This window comes from Streptomyces albus subsp. albus (genome assembly GCF_000725885.1).
Lineage (GTDB): Bacteria > Actinomycetota > Actinomycetes > Streptomycetales > Streptomycetaceae > Streptomyces > Streptomyces albus.
Genome location: NZ_JODR01000009.1, coordinates 98,321 through 121,540, shown reverse-complemented (window position 1 = coordinate 121,540; position 23,220 = coordinate 98,321). Strand labels below are relative to the sequence as shown.

Here is a 23,220-nt window from a genome sequence, read left to right as displayed (position 1 = left end):
ACGGTGAACGTTACGGTGAAGCACCTGTGATCGGCACAACGCCTCTACAGGGGTAAGGGCTCAATGTACGAGTTTCACGGCTGGTTCGGGATCGCCGAGTCCCCTGAGGAATCGGATGCCGGGAGTCTGGAGTCAGGAATCGGTGACTTGAGAGCGAAGGTGGCGAAGACCGATTGGGCCACCGGGGAGCTCTCTTTGCAAGTCCACAACGGGGAGTACTTCCTGGTTGCCAATGGCCTGGTCAACCGGCGGCGGGACGAGGCCGAGGAACTCCACGCCCTGCTGCGGTATGTCGCCACGCGCTTCCCCGGCTCGTGGGGCCTTCTCTACGAGCGCTCCAGCGACATGGAGGACCCGCCAGGCCAGGGAGGGTTTCGGGTGCACGTGATGGCGAGGGGGGAACTGTATGTCCGTCTTGATCCTTTCCTCTCGCCGGTCAGCCCGGTCATCGAAGACTGATCGCCCCTCTTCGCGGCGGATGTATGGCTCTGGATTGGATCCGTGGTCGTGAGCGAAGTGGATATTCGGGACCTCATTCTCTCTGTCGGACCCGGCTGGGATCGTTTCGCGGAGGATCTGACGGTCCGGGCCGACCGCTTGGACGAGCCGTTGCAGGAGTGAGGGGGACCGATGAGTCAGGTGGGAGGGGTTGAGGAGCGGCTTGCGGGGGATCTCGCGTGGATGGCCATGGGCGCCCTCTACGGCGTGATCGTCGCGCCGACCTTGGTGCGGTGGGTGTATGCGGTCTGCGTGTGGGCGCTGGGGCGGCGGGGTGCGCCGCGTGCGGTGCGGGGCCGGTGGCGGCTCCTGCCCCGGGTGGAGGCGGCCATGGCGGAGTTCGGGTTGCCCTTCGCCTGTCGTGAGGCGCTGCGCCGGCGGTTGTGGAAGGCCCAGGTGCTGGCCACCGTGACGGTCGTCCTCATCGGGTGTCCCGCGCTGTTCCTCTTCGACCGCACCGTGCTGGACGCGCACTCCGCGGACGGGGAGGCCGGCGGGTTCGGTGCGCTCACCACCGTCGTCGCCGCCGTGCTGCTCTTCATGTTGACCGCCGTCGGGGGTGCCGCCCGCGTCTACGGGCCCCGGCTGGGGCTTCCCGTCACCAGGATGGTGTGCAACGCGCTGATCACCGCCCACCGTGTGCGGCGCGGAGAGGCGAGCCCCGCCCGGCTGGACGGTGCCGTCGGCGGGGTGGCCGCCGTACTGGTGCACCGCGCGCAGAAGTACCACCTGCGGCAGGAGCGGTCCGCGACCGTCGAGCACGCCGAGCGGGTCCGGGACGCGCTGCGCGGGGACGCCCAACGGGTACGGAGTGGGGAGCCGGACGCCGTCGAGGCGCTGGCCGGGAAACTGGCCACGGTTCTGGACGGGCTGTGCGCCGGCACCCCGCAGAATCTGCTTCCTGAGAGTGCGCTGCCCTCGCCTTCGCCGCGTGCGGCTCGGCGGGAGTCCCGGAAGCGGGCGGGGTTTCTGGCCGTGCTCGGTGTCGTGCTCGCCTCCGCCCTCGCCTGGCTGCTTTCCGCGCTGGGCGTCCCCGGCGAGGCGGTGGCTCCGCTGACCGTCGTCACCCTGGTGCTCCCGCTGAAGCTGGGCGCGCCCTCGGAGCCGCTGCTGCGGGCCCGGGACCTGCTCGATCTCGCCCGGGACGGCGGCGAGCCGCCCGTTGCCGAGGGACAGCCTTCTGCTGCCGACAGGGAGCCACCCGCCGCTGCGGGCGAGCCACCTGTCGCCGAGGGGGAGCCCCGGCCTGCCCCTGCTCGTCGGGAGTAGTCGTGGGGCCTGCTTGCTGGGACCAGCCGTGGTCCCCGCCCGTCGGTGAGTAGCCGTGGTGCCCGTCCGCCCTGGTTGCCGGGGAGGGGCCGTCGGCCTGTGGGGTGGCCCCGCGCGGGCCGGGGGTGTGTCAGGGGTTCGCCGGGGGTGGGGCGTCCGCCGGGGTGTCGGGTGTCGTACCGGTGGGTTCGGGGTGGGGGAGTGCGGCGAGGAGCCGTAGTTTCTCGTCGCTCTCGCTGTCCTTGTCCGGGTAGTAGACGACGAGGATGACGTCCTCGACGGGGAGCTTGTCCCGGTGGAGGCGCAGCTCTCCGACGACGGGATGGTGGACCGTGGTCGTGCCACCGTCGAGGGGGCGGATGTCGTGGCGGGCCCACAGGGTGCGGAACCGCTGGCTGGCCAGGGCGAGTTCGCCGACGAGTTCGACGAAGCGGGGGTTGTCCGTGTCGTCGCCGATGGTGGTGCGGAGGGCGGCGACGAAGTCGGCGGTGGCTTTCGGCCAGTCCTGGTGGAAGGACTGCTCCTCGGGGTCGAGGAGGAGGGACCGCAGCCGGTTGTGGCCGGGCCGCAGCCGGGGGGAGAGCGCGACGGCCATCCGGTTCGCGGCCAGGACGTCGAACGCGCGTCCTTCGACGAAGGCGGGGAGCTGGAGGTGGGCGAGCAGTTCGTGCACGCGTGCCGGTACGTGCTCGGGCCGCTTGCGGCGCGGGGCCCTGGGGCGGGCCGCGGCGAGACCGAGCAGATAGGTGCGTTCGACGTCGTCGAGTCGCAGGACGCGGGCGAGGGAGTCGAGGACCTGGGGCGAGGGGTTCTTGTCCCGGCCCCGCTCCAGGCGCAGGTAGTAGTCGGGGCTGATCCCGGCGAGCAGGGCGACTTCCTCGCGGCGCAGACCGGGTACGCGGCGGTTGCCCCCGGACGGGAGCCCGGCCTGTGCCGGGGTGACCAGTCCGCGCCGCGCACGGAGGTAGTCGCCCAGCCGGTTGCCGGTTTCCGCACCGCTCATGCCGTCACCGTAACGCGGTGGGCGCGGTGCTGCGGGGGCCCTGTCAGGACCAGGGAGAACGGGGGCCCTCCCTGGCCGGGCGGGCCTCGCCCAGGCTGCGGTGGTGCCTCTCGGCAAGAGGCGGAACACACTGCCCCGATACGCGGCCGGCAGGCCGGCGGCGTCGGGGCCGGTCCGAAGGGAAAACGCCGTGGATGTTTCCAACCGCACCGTTCTCGTCGTCGGCGGGACCTCCGGCATCGGGCGGGAGCTGGCCCGCAGGTTCGCCGCGGCGGGCAGCACCGTCGCCGTGGGCGGGCGCAACCAGGAGGCGCTCGCGGAACTCGCCGGGGAGGGGTTCGGCACGGTCGGTGTCGACGTCACCGACCGTGCCTCGGTCGCCGCCGCCCGTGACGCGGTGCTCGACCGGTACCCCGAGCTGGACACCGTGATCACGATGTCGGGCGTCATGTCGATGGAGGACCTGCTCGACCCCGCGCACTTCGAGGTGACGGAGACGACGATCGACACCAACCTGCTCGGCACGATCCGGGTCCTCGACGCCTTCACCCCGCACCTGGTGCGACGGGGTGCCGGCACGTTCGTCACCGTGACCTCCGGCATCGCCTTCCTGCCGTTCCCGCCCATGCCCGGCTACGCGGCCTCGAAGAGCGCGGTGCACGCCTACTCGGAGGCGTTGCGTGCGCAGCTCGACGGCACGGGCGTCGGCGTCGTGGAACTGGTGCCCCCGGCCGTCGCCACCGCGGGGCAGGAGAAGGTGAATCCGCACGCACTGCCGCTCGACGACTTCGCCACCGAGGCCATGGAGCTGCTCGCCCAGGAGCCCACCCCGCGGGAGATCCTCGTGGAAGGCGTGCGCATGCACCGCTGGGCCGAGCGGGACGGCACGTACGACGAACTCGTCGCACAGCGCTCCCGCGCCCTGGCCATGCTGCCGGGCCGCCAGGGGTGACCCCGCGGGCGGCGCCGGGCCTGCGGGGCGGCCCCGCGTGCCCGGCCCGTCCGTCCGGCCGTTGCCGCGCTGATGCTCCCCGGCGCGGTTGTCGTATGCGTCGCGTGCGGCTTCCTCGCGGGCGGCGAGGACGTCTTCGTGGTGCTGCTCCACCGGCCACTCCGTGAGTGCCTTGAGCTCCACGGCGGACCCACTGACCAGCCCGGACCTCGCCGGCCGGAGCCCGCCGCCGCGCCGGCCCCGGGCGGGGCCCGGACTTCTCCGGCCACCCGGGTCACGCCCCCAGGCGGGCGTCGGCCGGCCGAGGGGCTGCCACTAGACTCGGCGGACGTGGTGGACACCCAGTACGAAGACCTGTTGCGGTTGGTGCTCGACTCCGGGACGGCCAAGGCCGACCGGACGGGGACCGGCACCCGGAGTGTCTTCGGACACCAGTTGCGGTACGACCTGACGCAGGGGTTCCCGCTGGTCACCACGAAGAAGGTGCACCTGAAGTCCGTCGTGTACGAGCTGCTGTGGTTCCTGCGGGGCGACTCGAACGTCGGCTGGCTGCGCGAGCACGGCGTCACGATCTGGGACGAGTGGGCCGATGCGAACGGCGACCTCGGCCCGGTCTACGGCGCGCAGTGGAGGTCGTGGCCCGCCCCCGACGGCCGGCACATCGACCAGATCAGCGAAGTCCTCGACACGCTGCGCCGCGACCCGGACTCCCGCCGGATGCTCGTCTCCGCGTGGAACGTGGCGGAGCTGCCCGAGATGGCGCTCGCGCCGTGCCACGCCTTGTTCCAGTTCTACGTCGCCGACGGGAAGCTCTCCTGCCAGCTGTACCAGCGCAGTGCGGACCTGTTCCTCGGCGTCCCGTTCAACATCGCCAGCTATGCGCTGCTCACCCACATGGTGGCGCAGCAAGTCGGTCTGACGCCGGGGGACTTCGTGTGGACCGGCGGGGACTGCCACATCTACGACAACCACGTCGAGCAGGTCACGGAGCAGCTGTCGCGCAGCGTGTTCCCGTTCCCCCGGCTGCGGCTGCGCCGGGCGGAGTCGCTTTTCGACTACGCGTACTCGGACGTGGAGATGCTCGACTACCGGCACCATCCGGCCATCAAGGCCCCGGTCGCGGTGTGAACACCGGGCGGAGCGGCGCGCGGGCGGACCGGGAGGAACGTGTGGACGTGTGGACGTGGGGGCTGTGAGCGTGGGGCCGGACCGGGTGGACGTCGGGCTGATCTGGGCACAGACCCCGGACGGTGTCATCGGTGCCGACAACGGGATCCCGTGGAGGCTCCCGGAGGACATGGCCCACTTCAAGGCCACCACGCTCGGTCATCCGGTGGTGATGGGCCGCCGGACGTGGGACTCGCTGCCGCCGCGTTTCCGGCCCCTGTCCGGCAGGCGCAACATCGTGGTGACCCGCAACCCCCGTTGGGCGGCCGAGGGCGCGGAGTCGGCGGCGTCCGTCGAGGAGGCACTGGAACGCGCGGCCGGACCGTCCCGCGAGGGCGGCGCCGCCGACGAGGTGTGGGTGATCGGCGGCGGAGAGGTCTACCGGGCGGCCCTGGAGTTCGCCACGACGCTCATGGTGACCGAGGTCGATGCGGCGGTGGCCGGCGACACGTACGCGCCGTCGCCGGACGGGACGTGGCAGCTCGCGGAGGACAGCGGCTGGCGGTCCTCCACGTCGGGGCTGCGCTACCGCATCCGCAGGTACAGCCGGGGGCAGGACGCCGAGGGCGCCGCCCGGCGCTGACCGCCTGCCGCGCGGGCGTTCGAGCGTCGCCGCTCGTCCCTCTCGGGTTTCCCCCTGAGAACCGGTGGTCTCCCCGTTGAGAGCCGGTGGCCCCTGGGCGGCCGGCCGCGCATGCCGTGTCCAGGTGGTGCCCGACGCGCGCTTCCGTGTCGCGGTCAGCGGGTGCGATGCCGCCAGCGGAACTGGCGCTGCCCCGGACCGGACTTCCCGCTGTGGACCTGGACCGAAAAGGTGCGGGGGATTCGCCGCGAGCCCGTATCGCGGAGAGCGCGGAGCGGTTCTGGCCGGGCGGCAGGTGCCGGGTCCGCCCCAGTCCAACCCAGTCCATCCCCGTTCGTTCCCGTCCGTTCGCCCCCGGCGTGCGCACCGGCCGGCGCCGTGAACTTTGGCGCCCGGGGACGCATCACACCTGGGGACCGGCCGGTGCGGCGCGGGGCCCGTAGGACGTGGGTGCGGTGGCCGTGGGCGAGGAGCAAGGACGAGGCAGGTGAGAGCAGTGGGTCAGCCGGGTTACGAGGGCGTGGAGCGGACGCCGCAGGGTGAGCACGGTGACGGCGACGTCGACGAGAAGCACCGGAACTCCCGTGGCGGGCGGCGGCCCGGGGTGCGGCCGGCCGATGTGCTGGGCGCCCTTGCTCTCGCCGTCGGCGTGGTGCTGGACCTCGGCTCGTGGCGCAGCTACCTCGCGGAGAGCGGGCCGCAGGAGGACGCGCCGATGACGGCCGACGCCGCGCTGGGGGTCTGAGGCGCCGGCCGCGAGCCCCTGGCACAGTGCGCGCTTCATCATGCCGCCCCGGGTACCCAGCGGCCGGGGCCCTGTCACGGTGCCGGGGGCCCGGGGCGGAAGGGCGGGGCGGGGGTCACTTCCCCGTCGAGGTCACCGCGTCCCGGGCGCGGTCGAGGACGGAGGCGAGGGGGCCCGCCGTCCACTGGAGGGCGGGGGAACCGGCCGCGGTCGGGTGGGGCCGGGTGGGTGCCGCCTTCTCCACGGCCAGCAGCCGGCGGCCCATCGTGGTGCGCTCCTCCTGGCTGAGCCGGCTGCGCAGGGCGGGGAACTCCTCCCGCTCCTCGTGGTCGGCGTGCTCGCCGACGGACTGTTCGAACTCCGCCAGCAGGCGGGTGAACCTCTCGCTGCCGAACTCCAGCTTGTCGAGTTCGGCGAGCACCTTGTTGCACGGAACGAACCAAGGGAGGCGACGCGCATGACCGGCGACGTGGAGTCCGGCCGCTACGGCCGGGCCGGGGCCGAGCGGGACACCGAGGAGCGCGGCGGCCCGCTCACCCCCGGCGAGCAGCGGCTCGCCGCACTGTGGGCGGGGGTGCTCGGCGTACCGGCCGGGCGGATCGGACGCACCGACAACTTCTTCGAGATCGGCGGCACCTCGCGGGCCGCCGTACGGCTCGTGCTCGCGCTCGGGCACCGGCTGAGCGTCGACGAGTTCGCACGGACGCCGGTCCTCGCCGAGCAGGCGGGACTGCTGGAGTCCCGGAACGCGACCGGCCCCGTTCCCGCCGCTGCGGCCCCCGCCGCGGCGGCGGCCGGCCCGGGGGCGGGGGGCTGAGATGCCGACGACCTTGCGCGTCGCCCCCTCGTGCGGAGGGGGCCGAGCGAGCCCCGCCGCCCCCTCCCGGCCCCGGTCAAGGAAGTGATCCACGATGCGTCTCGTCATCGCCGAAGGCTCCGCCATCCTGCGGGCGGGTCTGGCGCACGTGCTCGACGCCCGGGGCCACGAACTGGCCGCGGCCGTGCACGACGCCAGGGTGCTGCCCGCGCTGATCGCCACCCACCGACCCGACGTCCTCGTCACCAACGTCCGGCTCGCGCCGACCTGGACCGACGAGGGCGTGACCGCCGCCCTCCACGCACGCCGCCGGCACCCCGGCACGGGCGTGCTCCTCTTCTCCGCGTCCCCCGCCCCGCGGCACGTCGCCCGGCTCTTCACCGACGACGGCTCCGGCCTCGGCTATCTCGTCCAGGACCGGATCACCGACGCCGACGAACTGCTGGAGTCCCTGACCCGCGTCGCGGTGGGCGGCACCGTCGTCGATCCGCGCCTGGTCGGCGCGCTGGCCGCGGGCAGCACCGCGGGGCGGAGCGGCCAGGACCCGCCGCACGGGCTGGCCGCCCTGAGCCCGCGCGAGATGGACGTGCTCTCCCTCATGGCGCAGGGCCGCACCAACAGCGCGATCGCCGAACGGCTCGTCGTCTCGCAGGGAACGGTGGAGAAGCGGGTCGCCGCCGTCTTCGACAAGCTGGACATCCCCGGCAGCCCGAGCGACAACCGCAGAGTGCTCGCCGTCCTGCGGTACCTCGCCGAACGGCGGCAGCCGGCCGAGCAGCCGGTGGCCATCCGGCCCGAACTGCGGCGCCCCATGCTGACCCGGGTCGCCTAGGGACCGCCGGCCGGGCTGCGGGGCCGCGCCGCGACCACGTGCCCGGCCCGCCCGCCGCATTCCTGCCGCCGTCCCCCGCCGCACGGCCCCGCCGCCGTTCCCCGCCGCACGGCCCCGCCGCCCCTCCCGCCCGCGGGGAGGCCCTCAGCGGGCGGCCGGGGGCACCGCCCTCTCCCAGGCCCGTTCGAAGAGCAGCGGTACCGGCACCGCGGGCACCGCTGCCAGATGGCCGGCCGCGCGGCGGCTGCCGAGCGGGGGCAGCAGGGCGAGCTTCGCGGCCTCCAGCGGGAGGTTCGGCGCCGGGCGCTCCTGCCAGGGGCCGGGGACGAACAGGGCGCGGCCCGCCCGGGCCCGGGAGGCGCGGACGACCAAGGGGGTGGCGGCCAACTCGGCGGTCGCCGCCTTGAAACGGGCCGGCTTCCAGCCCGTCCACTCCTTCACCCGCCGGTCGGTCGGGTCGGGGAGGGCCAGCAGCATCAAGTAGAGCGCCGCCGCGTCCTCGCCCAGACCGTGGTGCCGCGCACACCGCTCCACCAGATGCGGGACCGAACGGGCAGGGTGCTGCTCCCAGCCTGCTGGCAGGTCCCGGTCGGCCTCCAGATGGGCGCCCAGGGCCGCGAAGTCCTCGCTCAGCAGCAGCCGCAGGTCCGCGAGGGCGGGCAGGCCGGAGGGAGCGGGCAGCCACTGGGAGGGGTAGAGGCCCTCCAGATAGTCGTCGAGCGCCCGGAGCACCGGGTCGTCGGGGCCCGCCAGCTGTGCCGGGTCCACGCGGACGTGCCGCATCGCATACGTCTCGTCGTCCGCGACGGTGACGGCCGGGTGCGCGGTGAGGGGCGCGGTCGAGGGCGGGGCGCCCATCAGGTAGTTGCTCTGGAGGGAGAAGACCCGCAGCGGTCCGGGACCGGCGGCCAGCTCGGCGCGGAGCCGGGCCACCGCCGCGCCGGCTGCCGCGCGCAGAGGGGCGCCGGCCGGGGAGCGGTAGGCCGCCCACGCGGCGATGCGGGGCAGACCGAGCAGCCCGGGGTGGGGGGCCTGCGGGGTGTCGGGGCCCAGGCAGCCGTCGCCCAGGGCGAGCCGGCCGAGAAGGGCGGGGCGGCGCAGGGCCGGCCACCAGGAGGAGCGCTTCTCCTGGCGCGGCCACCGGAAGGAGTTCTCCTCGCCGGTGTGCTCCTTGCGCCGCGCGTGCTCACCCTCCGGTGCGGCGATCTCCCTGGCCGCGAGCGGCGTCAGCTCGTGCGGCACGGGCAGGGGCTCGCCGAACTCGGCACGCCACCACTCGACCGCGCGGTCCACGTCCTGGCCCTCGGTCCACAGCCGCTCGGGGTCGTCGGGCAGGAGCTTGCCGTACAGGGTGCGCAGGTGCGCGGGGGTGAGGAAATGCAGGCCGTCCCCGGCCCGTTCGATCTCCTTGTCGCGCACCTTCCACTTGTCCCTGCCGTAGCGGCCCGCGTGGCCGGGGAGGTCGCGGCCGAGGTCCTGGTGGGGCGCGCAGGGCAGACAGCCGCGCAGCACGAGGGTGGCCTCGGCGACCGACAGCCCGGTCCGTGCGGCGAGACCGGCGGCCCGTTCGGGGCGGGCCGGGACGGGGCCGTGCCGGTCGATCAGCGCGGCGAAGCGCGTGTACCAGCTTCCGGGGCGGGCGGCTGCCAGCACCTGGGTCCGGGCGGGGCGCAGGCCGGCGGCGGCCAGGGGGCCCTCGTCCGGGAAGGCGCCCCCGGGCGCGTACTCCAGCACGCGCAGCGGGACGTCCTGCCGGTACGCGGCGCCCGACGCGCGCTCCGAGAGGAGCAGCGCGGCCGAGGTGGCGGTGCGGATCGGCCGGGTGTACCACCTGGCCCACCGGCTGCGCGGGGTGGTGGACGAGGCGTCGTACTCGACGATCCGCCACTCGCCCGCCGGGGTGGCGTACGGGCAGGCGGCGTACTCCGCCAGCTCCGCCGCACCCTTGGCGGGGTTGCCCAGCAGACCGCCCGCGATGCGGAGCGCCTCGGCCTCGGCGTGTCCGTGGAAGTGCACGATGCGCAGCCCCCGCCAGGCGTCGTCCGGTTCCCCGCCGCCCTGTTCCGGATCGCCGTCCCAGGGCGGGGTGTCACCGGTCGCCAGCTCGGTCAGCCGCGCGGCGAGGGTCCGCCAGGAAGCGGGGGGCTCCTGAGCGTGAGCGCCCGGGGTGGCGGGTGTGAAGCGGTGCACCAGACGGGCCTGACCGTCGAGACAGTTGGCCGCCATCACCAGCAGATAGGCGAGCCGGTGGAAGGTCTCGCCCGCCTCCGGCCAGGTGGTGCCGTGGGCGAATTCGGGCAGTTCCGCACGGAGGAGGGTGTAGTTCTTGCCCGTGACACCGTCGCGCCGGCTGACGTAGGAGGGCTCCACCTTGGCGATGGTCTGCTCCACCCGCTCCCGGTCCAGCCGCACGGGCAGTTCGGGCATCAGCAGGCCGACGACGTCCACGGCCGCGACCTCGCGGGCCGCCTCCGCGTCCTTGAGCAGCGCGTCGACCGCGCCACCGACGTGCACGAACCGGCCCAGGAGCAGGACGAGCCCGTCGAAGTCGAGGCCCGAGCGCAGCCGTTCCCGTTCGCGCGCGCACCACGCGCGCAGCTCCTCGTGACCGACCCAGGTGGCGTACAGGTGGTGCACACCGGACCAGCCCTTGGTCTCGTGCGGGTTGTACCACCTGTTGGACGACATGCCGTCGGCCGCCGTGCCGTCGCCGACCGTCATGTCCAGGTCGGCCCGCATCCAGGCGCGGACCTCCCGCCGGAAGCCCTCGTGGGCCAGCAGATGGCGCAGCTCGGGGCGGCGGGAGACGAGCAGGTCGTACGGTGCGGTGTCGGCGAGGCGCTCGGGCGGGTCGTCGACCTCGACGCCGTGCTCCAGGAGCACGTCGATCAGGTCGAGCGGGACGCGCTGCTTGCTTTTCCAGTGGCGGTCCTCCCATTGCCGGAACTCGACCGGGACGCCCTCGGCGGCGAGGTGGGGGGCGATCTGTCCGGCCAGTTCGTAAAGGACGGGCCACGGCCCCTGGTTGCGTGGCGGCGGGGCGTTGACGCAGTCGGTGAGCCAGGCCGCCGCCGCACCGTGCGGCAGCCCGGGGAGTTCGCCGCGCAGTTGCGCGAGAGTCCCGGTGCGCGTCAGCAGCGTCTGCCACAACTCCGCCTCGCCGCCGGAGTCGTAGCCACGCGGACGCAGGGCCAGCACGGCGGTGCGGACCGTCCCGGGGCACCGCTCGACCAGCAGGTCGAGGGCGCGGCCCTTGCAGCACTGGGCCCAGAACCGGGTGTCGCTCAGCGAGATGCCGCCCTGTGCCAGCAGCCCCTCCATCATGGTGGCCAGTTCCTCGTCCGCATCGAGGCCGGCCGCCTTGGCGAGTTTGCGGATGTCCGTGGCGAGCTGCGGGTGGATGCCGCTGTGCACGTCGCCGTGGCCGTCCTCCGGGCCCTGGCTGCGGGCGAGCACCACCGTGTGGAACCGGTCGAGGTCGCGTGCCGCCACTCCGTCCCACGTGGCGAGTTCGCTCGCCCAGGCCCGCAGCACCGTCGCGGACAGCGCCCCCGCCCCGGGCGTAGCGCAGACAGCGGGTGTAAAGCCAGGTGTGGTCGGGGGTGCGGCCGGCGTTGCGTTCGGCCTTGCGGGCACGGCCGAACCAGGCCGCCGCCTCCGCCAGGTCGCCCGTGCCGAGGGCGAAGTCGGCCATCTCGTCCAGCAGTGACACGGCCAGTGCCGGCGCGGTGGACTCCAGCCCGGCCAGGACGTCGTCCATGTCCTTCTTGAAGACGTACCTCCAGCCCGCGCTCTCCCGCTCCAGCGCGCGGATCTTCTCCAGGGCGAGGCCCTGCTGGTGCGGGTGGGCGGCCAGGACCCGTTCGGGGAAGGGCAGGCGGCCGTCCGCGTCCGGTGCCGGGTCCGGCAGGCCGGTGGCGAACAGCCCCGCCGGCTCCCAGGCGTCCTCGCGCATCAGCATGTCGCGGTAGGGGACCACGTCCTCGGCGAGCAGCTGGGTGAGGGTGCGGCCGTGCGGGCCCGCGTAGGTGCGGGCGAACAGGCCGTCCTCGCCGGGCTCCCCGGTCAGTGGTACGCCCGCCGCCGTCAGCGCGCGCTCCCACTCCGGGTCGGCCTCGGCAAGGGCCCGCGGGGCGTGCGCTCCCTCCTTCGCCCAGACGAGGGCCTGTTCCTCGCAGGCCGCGCGGTGTGCGGTGAGCGTGCGGCGCACCGCCGACAGCTCGGCCATGCCGGGGGCGCCGGCCAGTTGGGCGGGGCACTTCTTGAGCTGCCGGCCCCTGGGCCCGCGGTAGACGATCTCCAGATCGTCCTCGGTCAACTCGGCCGTGTACCCGTCCCGTTCGACGTCCGCCGTCATGCCCCGTTCCTCCCCGTTCTTCCCCGTTCTCACCGAGCCCCGCCGTGCCCGGGACCTCGGTGGACAGCACCCTAGACGGCGCCACCGACAGCGGGTGTCAGTCCTCCGCGCCTCCGGGGCCGCGGAGGGTGCGGCGGACGGCGCCGCGGAGCCAGTGGTGGGCGCCGTCGGCGGCGTGGCGGGGGTGCCAGGCCATGCCGATGGTGACGGACGGCAGGGGGAGCGGGATCTCCAGGAGGCGCAGGCCGGCTCCGGTCGCGGGGTCGGTGAGGGGCGGGGCGGCGGCACCGCCGGGTCCCGCGGGGACGAGGCAGACGATGTCGCTGTGCGCGGCGAGGCTCATCGCGGCCAGGTGACTGGGCAGTACGGCGGCGACCCGCCGCCGGAGGCCGTGCTCGGCCAGGGCGGTGTCGAGGGGGCCGGTGAACCGGCCGCGGCGGCTGACCGTGACGTGTTCGGCGGCGGCGAGCCGGGCCGGGGTCAAGGGGCCTTCGGTGAGGGGGTGTCCGGACCGTACGGCCGCCACCATCCGCAGGGTGACCAGCTCTTCGACGTGGGTCTCCGGATCGACGTGCTCGATGACGCCGACCTCCATGTCCACCTGGCCGTCGCGCAGGGCAGGACCGGCCTCCAGCTCCTCGGCCCGGAACCGCAGCGAGACCCCCGGCGCCTCCCGCCGGGCCAGCGCCAGCAGTCCGGGGGCGAGTGCCGCACCGACCACGTCGGCGGCCTGGAGGGTGAAGGTGGTGCGCAGGGCGGCGGGATCGACGCCGGTGCCGGGGGCGAGCAGTTCGCCCAGGCGGCGCACCACCTCGGCGGCCTCGTCGCGCAGGGCGCGGGCCCGGGGCGTGGGGACCATGGTCTGCCCGGCGCGGACCAGCAGCGGGTCCTGGAGGATGCGGCGGAGGCGGGCGAGGGTGCGGCTCATCGCGGCCGGCGAGGTGTGGAGGCGGGCGGCGGCGCGGGTGACGCTCTGCTCGGCCAGCAGGGCGTCCAAGGCGACCGCGAGATTGGCGTCGATGACGGAGTTCAGGCTTCTCACCAGGGCTTTTCCGTTTCGGGCAATGATGCGTTGCTGAAGTTCCCATTGTGGCAACGCCGGGCGCCTCCCGAGGATGGGACGCGTACCGACCCGGTACGGCCCGCACGGTCCCGGTGGCCGTGCCCGTCCGCCGACAGTGGAGGAGAACCGTCGTGTCCACCGAGGAAACCGCTCCGCCGGTCACCGCGTTCATGCTGATCAAGACCCAGCCGGAGTGGCTCGCCATGACCCCCGAGGAGCGGGTGAACGCTTTCGCCACCGAGGTCGTACCGGCGATCAAGGCCAGGACGAAGGGCGTCAGGTCGCGCTTCTACGACACGGAGTTCTACTCCACCCGCGTCACCGACGTCTGGGTCTGGGAAGCCGACGACCACCACGCCTACCAGCTCCTGATCGACGCGCTGCGGGAAACCCCGTTCTGGGACCGCTACTTCGAGGTGGTCGATCTCCTCGTCGGCACCGAGAACGGCTACGCCCGCACCTACGGCATGGACGCCGTCGCGACCGTGGCGACCTGACGTGCGGCGGGGCGGGGCGGGCGGGGCGGCGCCCGGTGTCCGGGTGCGGCGCCCACGGGGAGCTCACGGGGGCGCCCGCGGGTGGCCCGGACGCGCGGCCGGGGTGGGCCCGGAAGCACTGCACGACAAGCCCGGATTGCCCTTTTTGTTCTACCGTTGGCGGTATGAGAACCGCACGGTGCGCGCCCCGCCCCGTCCCGCACGTCCGGCTGCCGCGCCTGTTCGTGCTGCTGGGCGCGGTGGCCGCCACCCTGCTGCTGACCGCTGCCGCAGGCGGCGGCCCGCGCGCCGTGCACGGCATCGACGACGCCGCCCGCACTCTGCGTGACGGCCCCGTCTACGTCGACCCGCGCGCCCGCGACGTGCTGCCGCGGTCCTCCGCCGAAGCCCTCTCCGACAAGATCGAACGCGCCGGCAAACCCGTCTTCGTCGTCGTCCTGCCCGCCACCGGCGAATTCGACCGGGCCACCGTGATCCAGGACCTGCGGGCCGAGACCGGCATCACCGGGGTCTACGCCGTCGCCCTGGGCGACCGTTTCGACGCCAGGGCGGACAGCCGGGTCATGTCACCGCGCGCCGTACGGAACCTGTCCGGCGCCGTCGGACGGGCCCACCCCGGCGACCCCCGCGCCGCCCTGACCGACTTCACGGACCAGGCACTCGACCAGGCCCGCGGCAGCGCGCCCGACTCCTGGGAGGGCGCCTCGCGCGGCACCGGCGGCGGCGTGGTCGCCGTCGTCACCCTCGGCGCCCTGGTGCTGCTGGCCGCGGCCTCCGCTTTCCTGGTGAGCCGGCGGGGCCGCAGACGGCGGGAGCAGCAGGAGCGGGCCGCACTGGAGAGGCTCCGCCCCGTCGTGGACGAGGACATCACCGCGTTCGGCGAGGAACTGAGCCGGATCGGCTTCGACCCGCGCGGACCGGACGCCACCGAACCGGCACGCGAGGACTACACCCGGGCCCTCGACGCCTACGAGGAGGCCAAGAGCACCATGTCCGCCGCCCGCCACCCGGGCGAGGTGCGCCGGGTGAGCGAGGCGCTGGAGCGCGGACGCTTCGACCTGGCCACCCTGGACGCGCGCCTCAAGGGCGAACCGCTGCCCGAGCGGCGCCCGCCGTGCTTCTTCGACCCGCGGCACGGCCCCTCCGCGAAGGACGTGCGCTGGACACCGCCCGACGGGGGCACCGAACGGTCCGTGCCGGTCTGCGCCGCCGACGCCACCCGGCTGGCCGACGGGGAGGAACCGCTCACCCGACAGGTCGGCACGGCGACCGGCCCCCGCCCCTACTGGGACGCCGGCCCCGTCCTCGCGCCCTGGGCCGCGGGCTACTTCGGCGGCGGACTGCTGCCGGGCATGCTCATGGGCACCGTCCTGGGCAGCAGCCTGTTCGCGCCGTTCGGCTACGGCGACCCGGGCGGGGACTTCGACGGCGGCGATTTCTCCGGCGGTGACTTCTCCGGCGGTGACTTCGACTCGCGGGACTTCGGCGGCGGCTTCGGGGACGGCGGCGGCTTCGGCGGGGGCGGAGGGGATTTCGGCGGAGGCGGGGGATTCTGACCGAAGTGCCGCTCCGTGGCAGGTCAGCCGATGGGGCGGCACCCGTTTGCCGGGGCCGCTGAGCGGATACCTGCTCCCATGCGTGGGAGTGAGCTCTTCCCGCGTAGGCACCGGAGGGTTGGGCGAACAGCCCCCGGTGCCGCTGTGTCTCGGCGGAGGTTTGGGCGGTATCGCGCGAATGGTACGGGGTTGCTGGTTCGGGGCCGACGGGTCCACTCTCGAAGAAGTGTCCGGAGGACCGGGGGACTTCGGAGGCAGGAAGCCTCGCAGCGAGGACCGTCCGCACGTGGGGGACCGATGAGTGCCGCATCCGGCTCTGTGAACACATCCGTGGCCGCGGGGCGTGCCCGGCGCAGAGCCGTACCGTCGTCCGCCGCCGTGCCGGCGCCGCGCCACGAGCGCGCGGACACCCCCGGCTCCCGGCTCGCCCCCGAGAACCTGGACACCGCCGAACGACAGCTGCTCGAGGAACAGATCGAACAGCTGCGCGCCGAAGTGAGCCAACTGCGCCAGGCGCTCGACTCGCGCCCGGTCATCGACCAGGCCCGGGGCATGGTGATGGCCCTGGGCCCCTGCGACGCCGAGGTGGCCTGGCAGGTCCTGGTGCAGGTCTCCCAGCACTCGAACATCAAGCTGCGCCACGTCGCCGCGGCGCTCGTCGCCGGGGCCGAGGGCACCCCCGTCCCCAAACCGATCCGCAAGGCCCTCGCATCGGCCCTCCACCGCGTCCGCACCGCCCGCCGCTGACAGCCGCCGCAGCGGGCGCCGCGGCGGGTTCTGCGGAACGGGGCCGGCGGGGCTGTCCGCTCGCGGGGTTCGCGGAACGGGGCCGGCGGGGCTGCCCCATCGCGGGGTTCGCGGAACGCGTCCGACGGGGCTGTCCGCTCGCGGGGTCCGCGGGACGCGTCCGCCGGGGCTGTCCGTTCGCGGGGTCCGCTGAGGGAGTCCGCCGGGGCTGTCCGCTCGCGGCCCGCTGAGAGGAGCCGCCGACGGCGTCCACCGAGCAACGAGGGGCCGGCAGACGGGCCGGCACCCCGGCACCCTGCCCTCCCGGCGGCCCCGGGCGGCACCCCCGCTCCCGCGCGGCACCCCCGCTCCCGCGCGGCACCCCCGCTCCCGCGCGGCACCCCCGCTCCCGCGCGGCTTCGGGTCGTCCTGCCGTCCGAGGCCGGGTGGTTCGCCCTTGCCCTCCGCCCCGCCCCCTGCCGTGCGACCCCCTGCCGTCGCCCGCTGCCGTCCGGCTCCGCCGTCCGACGCCGGGTCGTGAACGGCCGGCCCGGTGCCGCACGCCTCCGGTCACCGACCGGGCTGCCCCGGCTGCCGCCCTGCGGCGCCTACTGGCCCGACGCTCCGTTCTGCTGCGGCGCCTGCGGCTGGCCGTGCCCGGCCTGCTGATGCGGCTGCTGCTGTCCGCCGCCCTCCGTCTGCTGGGGGCGCGGCTCCGCCAACGGGCGGCGCTGCTGGTGCTGCTGGTGCTGCGGCTGTCCGGGCTGGGACGCTCCGGTCGGGGGTGCCTGCTGGTCGTGCTGCCCGCCCGCCTGGTGGGGCTGCTGTCCCTGCTGACCCTGCTGGCCGGGCTGCGCCTGGTGGTGCCGCTGCCCGTGCGGGCCGGGCTGTCCGCCCTGCTGCGGTGCCTGCTGTGCCGACGGCCCCGGCTGCTGCTGGCCGTGCCCGGTCTGCTGGAGCGCCTGCGGGACCTGCTGCCCCGGCAACGGGTGCTGACCCGTCCGGGACGCCTGGTGCTGCTGGTACTGCCCCGACTCCTGGTGCTGCCCCTGCTGCTGGGGCTGTTGCCGGGGAGGCTCGGACTCGGGTTGCGGGGTTCTTCCCGTGTGCGGGTGGCGGTTGCGCACAGGAGAGAAGTCGAGCGCCTGCTCCGCCTCCCGTTGCAGCTGCTGCGCGGCTTGGCGTACGTCGGCGGGCACGTCGCCGTGCTCCTCGATCAGGCTGTTGTAGATCGGCGAAGCGGTACCGTTCTCGGCCGGCATGCGGCGTTTCTCCTCTCAGGCTGTGGACACAGAACCGGCCACCCGCGTCGTGACGCGGGCGGCCAGACGCCGACCTTACGCCTTCCCCGTACGAGCTCTCGGCCACAATGTGCTTCTTGTGGTATACGTCGCAGCCGCCCGGCCCGTGCGGTGGTGCCGGGGATCCGGCCTCCGGTTCAGCCCGCGGCCGTCGTCCGCAGGGCCGCGACGACCTCCTCGTCCGTGATCTGGGGGAAGTTCTCGTACCACAGGCCCACGGCCTCGAAGACGGCCGGCTGGTGGGGGCAGACCACCGTGTCGGCCTCACTGGCGAGCGCCGAGACGGCCTGCGGGGCACCGACCGGTACGGCCAGGACGAGCTGGGCGGGCTCCTGCCGGCGGATGTGGCGCAGCGCGGCGCGGGCCGTGACACCGGTGGCCAGACCGTCGTCCACGACGACGACCGTGCGGCCCGCCGTGCGCGGCGCCGGCCTGCCGCCCCGGTAGAGGTCCTCGCGGCGGTGCAGTTCGGTCCGCTCGTGCGCCACCGTGGGGGCGAGCCGGTCCTCGGTCAGCCCCAGCATCTCCAGCGCCGTCGGGTCGAAGACCGGCGGGTCCTCCCCGGCGATGGCGCCGACCCCGTACTCCGGCCGCCCGGGCAGCCCGATCTTGCGGGCGACCAGTACGTCGAGCGGTGCGTGCAGCGCGCGGGCCACCTCCACCGCTACGGGCAGCCCGCCGCGGGGCAGGGCCAGGACGAGCGGGTCGGGCAGTTCCTGGCGGCGCCGCATCTCCTCCAGCGGACCCGCCAGTTCGCGGCCCGCCTGGGTGCGGTCGGGGAAACGCATCACGGGTTCCTCCCAAGACTTCCTCGCGTCCGGCTGCCGGCGGAGCGCCGGTCACTGGCCGTCCGTGGTGGGCGGGAGGGCGAACCAGCCGGCCGCCTCCCGTGCCACCTCCTCCAACGCCCCCGGCTCCTCGAACAGATGTGTGGCGCCCCGGACGAGGTGGATCCGGTGCGGGGCCCGCAGCCGGGCCGCCGCCGCCTCGTTGAGCCGCAGCACCTCCCGGTCCTCGCTGCCGATGACCAGCAGCACCGGGGCCACCACCTGCGCCAGCGCGTCGCCCGCCAGGTCCGGACGGCCGCCGCGGGAGACCACCGCGTACACCGTGCCCGGCCGGTCGGCCGCCGCCGTCAGCGCCGCCGCCGCGCCCGTGCTCGCCCCGAACAGGCCCACCGGCGCTCCCGCCGTCCGCTCGTGCCGTCCCAGTTCGTCGACCGCCGCCACCAGCCGCTGCGCCAGCAGCGGGATGTCGAAGCGGCGCTCGCCGGTGGCGGCGTCCACCCGCTCCTCGTCGTCGGTCAGCAGATCCAGCAGCAGGGTGGCCAGCCCTTCCTCGCGGAGGGCGGCGGCGACCGCGCGGTTGCGGGGGCTGAACCGCGAGCTGCCGCTGCCGTGGGCGAACAGCACCGTCGCGCTCATCCCCTCCGGCGTCACCAGGTCGCCGGTGAGGAACGCGGTGCCGCCCGGGCCGTCCACCGGGATCCGCACGGTCTGTGTGGTTTCCGCAGCCATGCCTGCTCGCTTCCGTGCACGGGGCCACTGCCAATCCCGCCGTCCCCCGGGTGCCCCCGCGCGGGGCCGTCCAACCAGGAGCGTGACGGCTGCCGCCGTACCGCCTTGCACACACGGTGTGAGCTGGGGTTTCGCTCATATTGCTCGACGATGACGCCCTTGTGACGGGCAGATGGCGCTGCTTACCGTCGGGCGACCGCAGGGCAGCGGCGCCCGGTCCGGGGCCGCCGCGTGCCGTGTCGCCGGGCACCGGGCCCGCCGTCGTGAGGCGCCCGGGCGGGCCCCGCCGCCTCGCGGCGGGCGAGAGATGAGGTTTCCATGCTGACGATCCTGGGCTTCGTCATGATCGCCACCTTCCTGGTGCTGATCATGACCAAGAAGGTCTCACCGCTGGCCGCGCTCGTGCTCATCCCCGCGCTGTTCTGCGTCCTGGTCGGCCAGGGCGCAGATCTGGGGAAGTACGTGCTCGACGGGATCGGGGACCTGGCACCCACGGCCGCGATGCTGATGTTCGCGATCATCTACTTCGGGGTGATGATCGATGTCGGCCTCTTCGACCCGGTCGTCCGGGGCATCCTGCGTTTCTGCAAGGCGGACCCCATGCGGATCGTCGTCGGCACCGCCGTGCTCGCGGCGGTCGTCTCGCTCGACGGCGACGGCTCCACCACGTTCATGATCACGGTCTCGGCGATGCTGCCCCTCTACCGCCGGCTGGGGATGAGCGTGGTGGTGCTGACCGGGGTGGCCGCCACCGCCAACGGCGTGATGAACACCCTGCCGTGGGGCGGGCCCACCGCACGGGCGGCGACCGCGCTCAAACTGGACGCGGGCGACATCTTCGTCCCCATGATCCCGGCCCTGGCCGTCGGCCTGCTCTGCGTCCTGGCCCTCGCCTACGCCCTCGGCCTGCGCGAACGACGCCGGCTGGGCACGCTCGCCGTCGCCGGCCAGGCAGCCGCCCGGGAGGAGCGGGAACGCGAGACCGTACCGGCCGGAGCAGCCGGCGGCAGCGGCACCGGCCGCACAGGAAGGAGCCGTGACCGGGCCGTCGGCAACGGCGGGCCCGGCACGGGCCCGGCTGCCGGGGCTGCGTCCTCTGCCGCGGCGGGTGTCACGCGCGCGACGGACACCGCGGGCGGCACCCCGGCCGGGGAGGACGGTGCCGCCGGGACGGCCGGCACCGACGTGCTGGACCCGCACCGGGCCACCCTGCGACCGCGACTCTACTGGTTCAACGCGGCGCTCACCGTCGTCCTGCTCGCCCTGCTCATCGCCCAGCTGATGCCCATCCCGGTGCTGTTCCTGCTGGGTGCGGCGGTCGCGCTGACCGTCAACTTCCGTGACATGGCCGACCAGAAGGCCCGGATCGCCGCACACGCCGAGAACGTGCTGAACGTGTCCGGCATGGTCTTCGCCGCCGCCGTCTTCACCGGTGTCCTGACCGGCACCGGCATGGTGGAGGAGATGGCCCGCACCGTGGTGGGAGCCGTGCCCGACGCGCTCGGGCCGCACATGGCACTGGTCACCGGCGTGCTGAGCATTCCGTTCACCTATCTGATGTCGAACGACGGTTTCTACTTCGGCATCGTGCCGATCCTCTCGGAGGCCGGTGCCGCGCACGGTGTCGGTCCGCTGGAGATCGCCCGCGCCTCGCTCGTGGGCCAGCCGCTGCACATGTCGAGCCCGCTCGTCCCCGCCGTGTACGTGCTGGTGGGCATGGCGAAGGTCGAGTTCGGGGAGCACACGCGGTTCACCCTGAAATGGGCGGTCCTCACCTCGGTGGCCGTGCTGGGGGCCGGACTGCTGTTCGGCATCCTGTAGGGGCCGTGTGCGCCGGCCCCTTACCCTTCGGCAAGTACCAACCGGAACGGAAGGCTCCGCCGCGCGGACGGAACGAAAGGAGACGGGCCATGCGCATCCGCTCGCCCCGCCACGTCTTCTCCCACGTACTGACCGCCCAGCTAGCCCTCGTCGCCGGAGTCACCGCGCTGGTCAGCGGCTTGTTCCTGGCCCCGCTCGGCGACCAGCTCGACCGGCAGGCCATGCGCCGCGCCCTCGCCGTCGCCCAGACCACCGCGGCCCGCCCCGGCCTGGCCGCCGACCTCGCCGCCGCCCGCCGCGCCGGACGCGTCCCGTCCCCCCGCGGTCCCCTCCAGGCCGAGGCGGAACGCGTCCGGCACGCCACCGGCGCCTCGTACGTCGTGGTGCTCGACCGCCGCGGTGTCCGCTGGTCCCACCCCTCACCCGCGGCCGTCGGCCGGCGCGTGTCCACCGACCCCGGCCGGGTCCTGGCCGGCCACGACGTGACCGCGATCGACAACGGCACCTTGGGCCGCTCCGCACGCGGCAAAGCACCGTTGCGCGACAGCCGGGGCCGCGTGGTCGGTGCTGTCTCCGTCGGCATCGACTACGACAACGTGCGCGAGGGCCTGGTGGCCGCCGTCCCCGGGCTGCTCATCTACGCGGGCGGCGCACTGGCGGCCGGCGCGCTGGCGGCCTTCCTGCTCGCCCGCAGGCTGCGCCGCCGCACCCACGCCCTCGCCTTCTCCGACATCTCCGCGCTGCTGGCCGAACGGGAGGCGATGCTGCACGGGCTGGCGGAGGGCGTCGTCGCCCTGGACACCACCGGCCGTGTCCGTCTCGTCAACGACGAGGCGCAGCGCCTTCTCGGCCTCGGCCCCGAGGTGCTGGGCCGCCCGGTCACCGAGGTCGTCGGCCCGGGCCGCACCGCCGACGTGCTGGCCGGCGCCGAGACCGGCCGGGACCTGGTGGCCGTCAGCGGCAGCCGCGTCCTGGTGGTCAACCGGATGCCGACCGCCGACGGCGGCGCCGTCGCCACCCTCCGCGACCGCACCGAACTGACCCGGCTGGGCCGCGAACTGGAAGGCACCCGCGGCCTCCTCGACGCACTCCGCGCCCAGGACCACGAGCACGCCAACCGCCTCCACACGCTGCTGGGCCTGCTGGAGCTGGAGCTGTACGAGGAGGCGGCGCGCTTCGTCACCAACGCGCTCGGCGTGCACCGTGCCACCGCCGAACAGGTCACCGAGCGGATCCACGACCCGCTGCCGGCCGCGCTGCTGGTCGGCAAGGCCGCCGTGGCCGCCGAACGCGGTGTCACGCTGAGCGTCGCCCCCGGCACCCACCTCCCCGACCGGCTGGCCGATCCCGGCGGGCTGGTCACCGTCCTGGGCAACCTCGTCGACAACGCCCTCGACGCGGCGGCCGGCAGCCCCGGCGCCACCGTGGAGGTCGAATTGTGTGCCGAGGACCGCGCGGTGCTGCTCGCCGTGCGGGACAGCGGCCCCGGGGTGCCGCCCGACCACCGCGAACTCGTCTTCCAGGAGGGCTGGTCCACCAAGACGGCTGCCGCGTCCGACGGCACCTCCGCCGTCCCCGCCGGGGCACACCAGGGGCTCGGCCTCGCCCTGGTCAAGCGCTACGCGGAACGCGCGGGCGGCACCGTACGCGTCGCCGCGGCTGCCGGCGGCGGGGCCGAGTTCCGCGTCGTCCTGCCCGAGGTGCTGACCGATCCGCTGACCGATCCGGTGACCGGTCCGCTGGCCGAGCCGGTGACCGGTCCGCTGACCGCTCCGGAGGCGGTCCGATGACCGCCGGGATGGAGCCGGTGGAGGTGCTCGTCGTGGACGACGACCCGGCGGTGGCCCGCATCAACGCCGCCTACGTCACCAAGGTGCCCGGCTTCCGGGTCGCCGGCACGGTGCACAGCGGCGCCGACGCGCTGGCCTTCCTCCGGGACCACGCCGTCGACCTGGTGCTGCTGGACCACTATCTGCCGGACCTGCCGGGCCTCGCCCTCCTGAAGCGGCTGCACACGCTCGGCGTCGACGCGGAGGTCATCATGGTCACCGCCGCCCGCGACACCGCCACCGTGCGCGCCGCCCAGCGGCACGGCGCCCTTCAGTACGTGGTGAAGCCGTTCACCTTCGCCCACCTGCGCAGCAAACTCGACGGGTACGCCGCCCTCCGCCGCACCCTGGCCGCCGCACCCGAGGCCGGGGCCACCCAGGAGACCGTGGACCGCATCTTCGGTGCCGCCACCGCGCCCGCCACCCAGCCGGAATCCCTCCCCAAGGGGCACTCGGTGCTCACCGCCGACCTGGTGCGCGAGGTCGTCCACACCGCCGGCACGTCCCTGTCCGCGCAGCAGGTCGCCGTCCGCACGGGCCTGTCGCGCCAGACCGCCCAGCGCTACCTCAAACTCCTCGAACACGCCGGACTGGTGCGCCGCCGTCTCCGCCACGGCGGGACGGGCCGCCCCGTCCACCTCTACCGGTGGAACGGCCCCGACGAGTGAGCCCCCGGCGTGCTGCTGT

General features: G+C 74.4%; 21 protein-coding genes. 14 read left to right on the top strand and 7 right to left on the bottom strand.

Annotated features, from left to right (window positions below):
* Nucleotides 1-63: 63 nt before the first annotated feature.
* Nucleotides 64-459, top strand: coding sequence for an Imm7 family immunity protein (locus IO40_RS0111675; protein WP_030409147.1), 396 nt, complete (start codon nt 64-66; stop codon nt 457-459).
* 171 nt (nt 460-630) lie between these two features.
* Nucleotides 631-1,767 carry a hypothetical protein gene (locus tag IO40_RS0111665; RefSeq protein WP_137017282.1) on the top strand — a complete coding sequence of 379 codons (1,137 nt, stop codon included), beginning with the start codon at nt 631-633 and terminating at the stop codon, nt 1,765-1,767.
* Nucleotides 1,768-1,897: 130 nt separating this feature from the next.
* Here IO40_RS0111665 and IO40_RS0111660 read toward each other — a convergent pair whose 3' ends face one another.
* Nucleotides 1,898-2,770: a helix-turn-helix transcriptional regulator gene (locus IO40_RS0111660; protein ID WP_016472974.1), complete on the bottom strand. Its 873-nt coding sequence runs from the start codon at nt 2,768-2,770 to the stop codon at nt 1,898-1,900.
* Between the two features lie 190 nt (nt 2,771-2,960).
* Between IO40_RS0111660 and IO40_RS0111655 the strand changes: the two genes are divergently transcribed.
* The 4 genes from IO40_RS0111655 (at nt 2,961) to IO40_RS0111640 (ending at nt 6,217) form a co-directional block, all read left to right on the top strand.
* Nucleotides 2,961-3,722 (top strand): SDR family oxidoreductase, encoded by a 762-nt coding sequence (locus tag IO40_RS0111655; RefSeq protein ID WP_016472973.1) that lies wholly within the window; start codon nt 2,961-2,963, stop codon nt 3,720-3,722.
* A gap of 330 nt (nt 3,723-4,052) precedes the next feature.
* The gene (locus IO40_RS0111650) at nt 4,053-4,850 is read left to right on the top strand and encodes a thymidylate synthase (RefSeq protein WP_031031470.1); all 798 of its coding nucleotides are present in this window, start codon (nt 4,053-4,055) and stop codon (nt 4,848-4,850) included.
* Nucleotides 4,851-4,935: 85 nt separating this feature from the next.
* On the top strand, nt 4,936-5,472 hold the full coding sequence (locus tag IO40_RS0111645; RefSeq protein WP_030409143.1) for a dihydrofolate reductase: 537 nt from the start codon (nt 4,936-4,938) through the stop codon (nt 5,470-5,472).
* A 487-nt stretch (nt 5,473-5,959) separates the two neighbouring features.
* Nucleotides 5,960-6,217 (top strand): hypothetical protein, encoded by a 258-nt coding sequence (locus tag IO40_RS0111640; protein ID WP_016472970.1) that lies wholly within the window; start codon nt 5,960-5,962, stop codon nt 6,215-6,217.
* A 115-nt stretch (nt 6,218-6,332) separates the two neighbouring features.
* Here IO40_RS0111640 and IO40_RS38735 read toward each other — a convergent pair whose 3' ends face one another.
* A complete protein-coding gene (locus IO40_RS38735) occupies nt 6,333-6,638 on the bottom strand; it encodes a hypothetical protein (RefSeq protein ID WP_016472969.1) in 306 nt (101 codons plus the stop codon).
* A 36-nt stretch (nt 6,639-6,674) separates the two neighbouring features.
* On the opposite strand from IO40_RS38735, the gene IO40_RS38730 reads away from it, so the two are divergent.
* The gene (locus tag IO40_RS38730; RefSeq protein WP_016472968.1) at nt 6,675-7,034 is read left to right on the top strand and encodes a phosphopantetheine-binding protein; all 360 of its coding nucleotides are present in this window, start codon (nt 6,675-6,677) and stop codon (nt 7,032-7,034) included.
* A 94-nt stretch (nt 7,035-7,128) separates the two neighbouring features.
* Nucleotides 7,129-7,866 (top strand): response regulator transcription factor, encoded by a 738-nt coding sequence (locus IO40_RS0111630; protein WP_031175371.1) that lies wholly within the window; start codon nt 7,129-7,131, stop codon nt 7,864-7,866.
* A 144-nt stretch (nt 7,867-8,010) separates the two neighbouring features.
* Here IO40_RS0111630 and IO40_RS0111625 read toward each other — a convergent pair whose 3' ends face one another.
* Both IO40_RS0111625 and IO40_RS0111615 read right to left on the bottom strand, forming a co-directional pair.
* On the bottom strand, nt 8,011-11,358 hold the full coding sequence (locus IO40_RS0111625) for a hypothetical protein (RefSeq protein ID WP_031175370.1): 3,348 nt from the start codon (nt 11,356-11,358) through the stop codon (nt 8,011-8,013).
* 962 nt (nt 11,359-12,320) lie between these two features.
* On the bottom strand, nt 12,321-13,265 hold the full coding sequence (locus IO40_RS0111615) for a LysR family transcriptional regulator (RefSeq protein WP_016472965.1): 945 nt from the start codon (nt 13,263-13,265) through the stop codon (nt 12,321-12,323).
* Between the two features lie 152 nt (nt 13,266-13,417).
* Between IO40_RS0111615 and IO40_RS0111610 the strand changes: the two genes are divergently transcribed.
* The 3 genes from IO40_RS0111610 (at nt 13,418) to IO40_RS0111600 (ending at nt 16,086) form a co-directional block, all read left to right on the top strand.
* Nucleotides 13,418-13,783, top strand: coding sequence for a darcynin family protein (locus tag IO40_RS0111610; protein WP_016472964.1), 366 nt, complete (start codon nt 13,418-13,420; stop codon nt 13,781-13,783).
* 164 nt (nt 13,784-13,947) lie between these two features.
* On the top strand, nt 13,948-15,339 hold the full coding sequence (locus tag IO40_RS0111605) for a hypothetical protein (RefSeq protein WP_016472963.1): 1,392 nt from the start codon (nt 13,948-13,950) through the stop codon (nt 15,337-15,339).
* Between the two features lie 378 nt (nt 15,340-15,717).
* Entirely contained in the window at nt 15,718-16,086 is a 369-nt protein-coding gene (locus IO40_RS0111600) for an ANTAR domain-containing protein (protein WP_234029932.1), read from the top strand.
* A gap of 587 nt (nt 16,087-16,673) precedes the next feature.
* Here the strand turns inward: IO40_RS0111600 and IO40_RS0111595 are convergent.
* The 3 genes from IO40_RS0111595 to IO40_RS0111585 form a co-directional block, all read right to left on the bottom strand.
* A complete protein-coding gene (locus IO40_RS0111595; RefSeq protein WP_031175367.1) occupies nt 16,674-17,327 on the bottom strand; it encodes a hypothetical protein in 654 nt (217 codons plus the stop codon).
* Between the two features lie 176 nt (nt 17,328-17,503).
* Nucleotides 17,504-18,154 (bottom strand): phosphoribosyltransferase, encoded by a 651-nt coding sequence (locus IO40_RS0111590; RefSeq protein WP_016472960.1) that lies wholly within the window; start codon nt 18,152-18,154, stop codon nt 17,504-17,506.
* A gap of 51 nt (nt 18,155-18,205) precedes the next feature.
* Nucleotides 18,206-18,883 carry a dienelactone hydrolase family protein gene (locus tag IO40_RS0111585; protein ID WP_016472959.1) on the bottom strand — a complete coding sequence of 226 codons (678 nt, stop codon included), beginning with the start codon at nt 18,881-18,883 and terminating at the stop codon, nt 18,206-18,208.
* Between the two features lie 318 nt (nt 18,884-19,201).
* Between IO40_RS0111585 and IO40_RS0111580 the strand changes: the two genes are divergently transcribed.
* The 3 genes from IO40_RS0111580 to IO40_RS0111570 all read left to right on the top strand — a co-directional run bounded on the left by IO40_RS0111580 (nt 19,202) and on the right by IO40_RS0111570 (nt 23,201).
* Nucleotides 19,202-20,704 carry a CitMHS family transporter gene (locus IO40_RS0111580; RefSeq protein ID WP_031175366.1) on the top strand — a complete coding sequence of 501 codons (1,503 nt, stop codon included), beginning with the start codon at nt 19,202-19,204 and terminating at the stop codon, nt 20,702-20,704.
* Nucleotides 20,705-20,793: 89 nt separating this feature from the next.
* Nucleotides 20,794-22,494: a sensor histidine kinase gene (locus IO40_RS0111575; RefSeq protein ID WP_031175365.1), complete on the top strand. Its 1,701-nt coding sequence runs from the start codon at nt 20,794-20,796 to the stop codon at nt 22,492-22,494.
* On the top strand, nt 22,491-23,201 hold the full coding sequence (locus IO40_RS0111570) for a response regulator (RefSeq protein WP_031175364.1): 711 nt from the start codon (nt 22,491-22,493) through the stop codon (nt 23,199-23,201). The genes IO40_RS0111575 and IO40_RS0111570 overlap by 4 nt, the downstream gene beginning before the upstream one ends.
* Nucleotides 23,202-23,220: the final 19 nt, after the last annotated feature.

Excerpts from the sequence above, each read along its gene's own strand:
- IO40_RS0111665 (WP_137017282.1), top strand. The coding sequence starts at position 631 with ATGAGTCAGGTGGGAGGGGTTGAGGAGCGGCTTGCGGGGGATCTCGCG.
- IO40_RS0111570 (WP_031175364.1), top strand. The coding sequence starts at position 22,491 with ATGACCGCCGGGATGGAGCCGGTGGAGGTGCTCGTCGTGGACGACGAC.
- IO40_RS38730 (WP_016472968.1), top strand. The coding sequence starts at position 6,675 with ATGACCGGCGACGTGGAGTCCGGCCGCTACGGCCGGGCCGGGGCCGAG.
- IO40_RS0111630 (WP_031175371.1), top strand. The coding sequence starts at position 7,129 with ATGCGTCTCGTCATCGCCGAAGGCTCCGCCATCCTGCGGGCGGGTCTG.
- IO40_RS0111580 (WP_031175366.1), top strand. The coding sequence starts at position 19,202 with ATGCTGACGATCCTGGGCTTCGTCATGATCGCCACCTTCCTGGTGCTG.
- IO40_RS0111585 (WP_016472959.1), bottom strand. The coding sequence starts at position 18,883 with ATGGCTGCGGAAACCACACAGACCGTGCGGATCCCGGTGGACGGCCCG.
- IO40_RS0111590 (WP_016472960.1), bottom strand. The coding sequence starts at position 18,154 with ATGCGTTTCCCCGACCGCACCCAGGCGGGCCGCGAACTGGCGGGTCCG.
- IO40_RS0111595 (WP_031175367.1), bottom strand. The coding sequence starts at position 17,327 with ATGCCGGCCGAGAACGGTACCGCTTCGCCGATCTACAACAGCCTGATC.
- IO40_RS0111675 (WP_030409147.1), top strand. The coding sequence starts at position 64 with ATGTACGAGTTTCACGGCTGGTTCGGGATCGCCGAGTCCCCTGAGGAA.
- IO40_RS0111605 (WP_016472963.1), top strand. The coding sequence starts at position 13,948 with ATGAGAACCGCACGGTGCGCGCCCCGCCCCGTCCCGCACGTCCGGCTG.
- IO40_RS0111575 (WP_031175365.1), top strand. The coding sequence starts at position 20,794 with ATGCGCATCCGCTCGCCCCGCCACGTCTTCTCCCACGTACTGACCGCC.
- IO40_RS0111660 (WP_016472974.1), bottom strand. The coding sequence starts at position 2,770 with ATGAGCGGTGCGGAAACCGGCAACCGGCTGGGCGACTACCTCCGTGCG.